Below are 2,092 nucleotides of genomic sequence, written 5' to 3'. Positions count from 1 at the left end.
TGCTGATACTTACAGCACCTATTTTACTTTTATTCTGCATTCTTATCCCTATTGATTCGACTGGCTCCCCTTTCTTTTTTCAACAAAGACTAGGCCTGGATGGGAAGCCTTTCAATATGATTAAGCTGCGTTCCATGGGCATCGATGCCGAAAAAAATGGACCTAGATGGGCAAGTGAAAATGACTCTAGGGTTACAAGAATAGGAGCCTTTATACGAAAAACGCGCATTGATGAAATCCCTCAGCTTATTAATGTTTTAAAAGGAGATATGTCGCTTATCGGACCAAGACCTGAAAGAGAATATTTCTATAAAGAATTCGAAAAGCTTTTGCCTGGCTTTAAAAACCGTTTATATGTGAAACCTGGAATAACAGGTTGGGCACAAGTAAATGGCGGGTATGATTTAACCCCAAAAGAAAAGCTGGTTTTTGATTTATATTATATTCAACACCGCTCATTTGCTATGGAAATCAAGATTATGTTCCGAACATTGACCATAGTCTTTACTGGTAATGGAGCTAGATAATCTAAAAAAGGGGTAGTGAAAATGAATAAAGTACTAGTAACTGGAGGCTTTGGATTTATTGGCTCTCATATCGTCGATACATTAATCCGTAATAATTATGAAGTGGCTATATATGATAACCTCTCTACCGGCTCTATCGGGAATGTTAAGGCCAAAGTCACTCCCTTCTTTGGTAATGTTGAAGATGAGGTCCTGCTTGGAAATGCGATGGAGACATTTAGGCCTGACTATGTCATTCATCAAGCTGCGCAGGTGAGTGTACAACAATCCATTTCGGATATTACGAATGATGCAAGGATCAATATCATGGGAACGATAAACATCGCTAAGCTCTCTCACAAGTTTAATGTTAAAAAGATTGTGTTTGCTTCATCTGCGGCTGTTTATGGTAATGCAGATGTCATGCCAATTACCTTATCACATATCACTTCTCCATTATCACCCTATGGTGCATCAAAAAAAACGGCAGAGGATTATCTAAAGCTTGGTAAAGAATTATACGATTTAAATTATGTGAATCTTCGATACAGTAATGTATATGGACCAAGGCAGACAGCAAGCGGTGAAGGCGGTGTTATATCGATTTTCACTAATCTTGTCATAAATAATGAGCGGCCAATTATATATGGAGACGGCACTCAAACGAGAGATTTCATTTATGTTAAAGATGTGGCAGATGCCAATCTGAAAGCATTGGAGTTTGAAGGAAGCGGCACCTTCAATGTCTCATCGACCACCAGTACAAGCATCAATCAATTATTCTCGCTTATTCAATCATTTGGCAGCCATGATTTATCTCCTATTTATCAGCCAGCGAAAAATGGTGACATCAAAGAAAGTTTACTCTGTAATAAAACGACCATTCAAAAATTGGGTTGGCACCCAGCTCATTCACTTGAAAAGGGTCTTGCGAGCACATATGATTATTACTTAAATCAAAATCAGCCTGCTTTAACCACAAAATCACTTCATTCCCCTGCACCACTACTTAAGCCAACGACTTTATTGTCATAAAATCGGGAGCGAAAAAAGTGAATACAAAGAAGAACTCTATTTTAAAAAATATTGTCCATTTATTTTACAGTACAATTCTCTCTAATGTTCTTAATGCAGCCACACTCATTTTATTAGCAAATTATTTTAACTCAAAGAATTATGGGATTTTCAGTGTGGCATTAGCTCTTGCCATGGTCATGAACTTTTTTACGGACCTTGGAACAAGTAATACTTTTCTAAGGGAAGGATCAAAAAAGGATAACTTAGGAAGAACCTTTTCTTCCTATATTAAGATTCGAATTGTTTGCTCGCTTATAACCTTTTTTGTATTCTTTGCCGGCATAGGGGTTCTTTATCAAGAACCACAAATTCTTTATATGATCTATAGCCTTATGATCCCAATGGTCATTGGCCTGGCGATGCAAAGTATCGGAATAACCTATTTTCAATTAACTGAAAGGATGCAATTCATTGCGTCGATTAAAATCTTTTCGGCCTTTGTTTTAATACTTTCCACCACAGTAAGTATGGGTTTTAAAGTGGATGTGCATCTAGCAGCCTTTTTATAT

3 protein-coding genes are annotated in these 2,092 nt (G+C 37.2%); all 3 read left to right on the top strand.

The features are described from left to right. Nucleotides 1–527 (top strand): sugar transferase (locus tag ACFVSH_RS25950; RefSeq protein WP_387708661.1); only part of this gene is annotated, 527 nt, incomplete at its 5' end. Between the two features lie 21 nt (nucleotides 528–548). Then, a complete protein-coding gene (locus ACFVSH_RS25945; RefSeq protein ID WP_387708660.1) occupies nucleotides 549–1,541 on the top strand; it encodes an NAD-dependent epimerase/dehydratase family protein in 993 nt (330 codons plus the stop codon). A gap of 17 nt (nucleotides 1,542–1,558) precedes the next feature. Further along, the coding region (locus tag ACFVSH_RS25940; protein WP_387708658.1) for an oligosaccharide flippase family protein at nucleotides 1,559–2,092 on the top strand (534 nt) is incomplete at its 3' end.

Source organism: Peribacillus sp. NPDC058002 (assembly GCF_042886655.1).
GTDB lineage: Bacteria > Bacillota > Bacilli > Bacillales > DSM-1321 > Peribacillus > Peribacillus aracenensis.
The sequence above is the reverse complement of the archived record's forward strand: the minus strand, read 5'-3'. Positions and strand labels throughout refer to the sequence as shown.